Below are 4113 nucleotides of genomic sequence, written 5' to 3'. Positions count from 1 at the left end.
CGCGCACGGTCACGAGCACGCAGCCGCCGTCGGCCTCGCCGGTACTGACGTGCACCTGTCGCAAACCATCGATGCCGCTCATTGCCTCCAGCGCATTGATGATCAGGTTGAGCATGACCTGCTGCAGTTCCACACGGTCGCCTTCGACGGACGGCAAACACTCTGCGAGCTGCATCGCCAGCAGGGCGCCGCATTTCCTTGCCTCTCCCTGGACGAGTTCGACGATCTCGCGGATCGCCTCGTTGATGTTCACCGGCTCTTTTTTCCGTGGCGCTTTCCTGATCAGTTGCCGGAGCCGTCCGAGCACGTCGCCGGCGCGGTTGCCGTCCCTGAGGATACCGTCGAGCGCGAGGCTGACCTCGGTGAGGTTGGCGGGCTCGCGGTGCAGCCATCGCAATGCGGCTTCGGCGTGGGCCACCGTCGCGGCAATGGGTTGATAGACTTCGTGGGCAATCGAGGCCGCGAGCTGCCCCATGGTCGCCACGCGGTTCGCGTGCGCCAGATCGGTCTGCACGTCGCGGTAGCGCTGCTCGCTGTCGCGAATTTTCTTTTCCGCCTGCTTCTGCTCGGTGAGATCGAGCACGAACGCGACGCCTTTGCGACCGCTCGCGTCGAAGGCAGCGAGGCCGACGATGGCGGGTACACGGCTACCATCCTTCCTGATGTACTCCTTCTCGAATGGCCTGACGCAGCTGGTCCGTGCAAGTTCGTCCAGCGCGCGGTCGGCGTCGGCACGTATTTCAATCGGCGTCAGATCCAGCCAACGGACGCGACCACAGACGAGATCTTCACGGTCATAGCCCACCATGCGCAGAAACACGTCGTTGGCTTCGAGGATGTTCCCGTCGGCATCCCAGACATTGATCCCGATGATGTTGGCATCGACAAGACGCCGGATCTTTGCTTCGCTCTCTGCCACGTCGTGGTAAAGGCGCGCAATTTCGAGCGAAATGGCGGCTTGCGACGCGACGAGCTTCAGCACGGCGATCCGGGCCGCGCTGAACACGCGGGCAGTGAGGTTGTTCTCGAGGTAGAGCAGGCCCATCAGCTTCGCGCCATTCATCAGGGGCAGGCACAGAATGGAACGGGCGCGATGCTGACGGACGTAGGGGTCCGCGGCAGCCGAGGGGTCAGCTGCGGCATCGTCCAGAAAGATCGGCTCGCGGGTCCGCAAGACCTGGTTGAGGATCGACTCCGGCAACATCGCTGCGGTGACCGGCGCGTCGGAGAGCTGCACGTGGACCGCGTCGCCGGTGGTGGTGGCTTCCGCAGCAATCCGGTGCTCGCTCCCGTCTGAGAGGATCAGCAGTCCCCGTTCGGCGCCGGCCTGTTCGATTGCCGTGCGCATGACCCTGTCGATCAGCTTATCCAGGTGGATCTCGCCAGAAGCCGCCTGCGACACCTTGATCACGGTTGCCAGGTCGAGGTGCTCGATGGGCGCTGCGATCGTGTTCGTCGGTGTGGGCATGACCTCTTCGGTCCGCAGGTACGGGTAGGTCCCCTCAAGCTGCCGGACCTTTCCGTTGGCGCCCCAGCGCAGATAACCATAGCGGGCATCCTGCATGTACACGCGCGCGATTTTCCGAAGGCCGCGGGCGGCATAAAAGCCGGACGCGAGTTCGTTGGCTAGTGCCTCGACGTGGACGAATCCGCTTTCCTGCGCGGAATGGATAGCCTGCTCGTACAGCAACTCGGCGTCGATCATGCGGCCTTCGATGCGGGCGATCTCGGCGCCGACCAGCGCGGTATGGCTTGCGAAGTTCTCCGGGCAGAGATCGGCCCAGATACGCAGTTCGCAGTGATGGGTGCGCAGCGTGTCCAGGTGCTGTGTACGCTCGCCAGCCGGGATGGCGTCGAACCGGCCGGCCCACGCCAGCGCGGCATAGAAGTAATATTCGGCCTCCTCGAAATACGAGTACAGAACCCAGCGTAGCCCATGCACCATTGAAGCGGCATGCATGGCAGCCTCATGGTCACCTTCGAGATAGCGCGCCTGCAGTTTCCGGACCCAGTACGAGCACGCGTACGCCACAGAGGTTTCGGACAGACGGTGTTCGGTGCGAAGCTCACTGAACGGCGCGTCATCCAGGCTGCCGAACACCGGTGTCAGGCCACGGAGCGTCCGGACCAGTGCAAGCTGCAGTTCGTTGTAGGCACTGACGAGGGCAAAACCCACTTTCCTGCCGTACGCAATGCCGGATTCGGTCTCTCGTTGGACCTCGGGCAGTGGTCTGCCGATCACGAGCAGGGCCGAGACAAGGTGGTTGCACGCGAACGCACCGTACTGAAGGTCGCCATTCCGGTTCGCTATGTCGAAAACGCGGCGCAACTGTTCGGCACAATTGCGCATCGGTTGCACCCAGCGTGCAACATAAAGGGAGTAAGCGAGATACGTGCGGGCTTTGTAGCGTTCGAGGCCACGCCGTTCGACCAGTTGACAGCCGAGTTCGCCGAACTGGAATCCGGGTTGGTAGTCGCCGAAAAGCCGTCCGGCGAACCGAGGGAAACGGGCATAGGCCACGCACGAGGCATCGGCATTGCCGTGCTCGAGGCTCAGCGTGATTGCCTTGCAGATGCTCAGGCAAGCGAGGTTCCCATCGGTGTGAATGGCAGGCGAGAGGAGCGTGGTCAGCGTCTCGATGGTTGCCAGGGCGAGCGCATCCTGCATCGGCGGCAGATCGATGAGTTCCTCGATGGTCCGCTTGCCAAGCAGTGACCAGATCCGCTCGTATTCATCGCGCACGGTTGCGTCGTCCGGATGGGCTGACCACTCGATGCCCACGTGACGAAGGAAGGCGAGGCACACAGCGACCGCGCTCTCGCGCTGGTCTAGCATCAGGTGGACGTCCGCTTGCAGGCAGGTAACCGGAGCGCGCTCGGGCGTGGTCGCAGCACGCTTCGATAACTCCACCAGTCGCGTTTCGGCGACCGGCAGCTGTCCCGTCAGGAGTTCGCATTCGGCCCGGTTCAGCTCCAGCGTAAAGATCAACGTATGCCGGCGTTGCCAGCAATCGTCGCTCAGTAGCCCGGCGCCCGTGCTGAAATAGGCGAGCGCCGAAGTGTAGGCTGTCGACGCCCTGGCGCGCTGGCCAGCGTGCAGATTGAGTTCGGCCAGTTGCTCGCGTTCGTCCGGCTCGGTGATCAGTGCGGCACCGCGATTGAGCTGCCCGACTATCTCGAAGATCGTTTCCTCGCGCTTTTCCGCAGTGGTCTGCACGATGAGCAACCGGCCGATGCGCAGATGGGCCTCGGCGCGCGAAGATTCAGGAATCAGGGAATAGGCGGCCTGATGAACCCGGTCGTGAACGAACGCGTAAGCGCCCTCCAGCCGCAGGGCCAGTTCCTGGCGAACCGCTTCCCACAGCACGGCGTGAACCTGGGCTTCGGGTGTGCCGAGCACGGCGGATAATGTCGCGATGTTCGCTACGTTCCCGAGACAGGCAAGCTGCTGCAGCGCGTGCTGTGTCGCGGGCGGCAGCCGCGTCAGCTTGCCGGCCATCAGGTCCACGACGTTGTCGGTGTAACTGCTGGCATGGATGCGTTCGGTATCCCAGCGCCACTGCCGTGCATCGTGATCGAACGCCAGCAGATCGCCTTCGGCCAGCGCATGCAGGAACTGGATCACGAAGAAGGGATTGCCACCCGTCCTGTCGTGCACGAGGCGCGCCAGGGGCGCAATTTTTTCAGGCGCATAGTGCAGTGCGTCCGCAAGCAGACTCCCGACGTGCACACCGGTCAGCGGCGCGAGCCGGATTTCCCCGACCGTCGCGCCCGCGCTGCGGATAGCCTGGAGCCGGGCGGTCAACGGATGGGCCGCATCCACCTCGTTGTCGCGATAGGCGCCGATGACCATCAGGTAGCGCAGGTCCGGCTGGATCAGCAGATCCGCGAGCAGGTCCAGCGTCGCTGCATCGAGCCACTGCAGGTCGTCGAGAAACAGTGCCAGCGGATGCTCGGCCTGGGCGAACACGCCGATGAAGCGCCGGAACACCTGCAGGAAGCGCTGTTTCGCCTGTTGTGGTTCGAGCTCCGGGACCGGGGGCGGCTCGCCGATGATCAGCTTCAGTTCGGGGATCAGGTCGCTGATGAGCGCTGCATTGGGCGAGAGCGCCT

Annotated in this window: 1 protein-coding gene; it reads right to left on the bottom strand. The window is 63.7% G+C overall.

Features of this window, described 5'->3' with window-relative positions; genetic code table 11:
• Nucleotides 1–4113, bottom strand: a 4113-nt coding sequence (locus GCT19_RS41175) for a trifunctional serine/threonine-protein kinase/ATP-binding protein/sensor histidine kinase (protein ID WP_152855027.1), incomplete at both ends; no start/stop codon positions are given.

It is taken from the genome of Paraburkholderia atlantica, from assembly GCF_009362785.1.
In the GTDB taxonomy this organism is placed as follows: domain Bacteria; phylum Pseudomonadota; class Gammaproteobacteria; order Burkholderiales; family Burkholderiaceae; genus Paraburkholderia; species Paraburkholderia atlantica.
The sequence above is the reverse complement of the archived record's forward strand: the minus strand, read 5'-3'. Positions and strand labels throughout refer to the sequence as shown.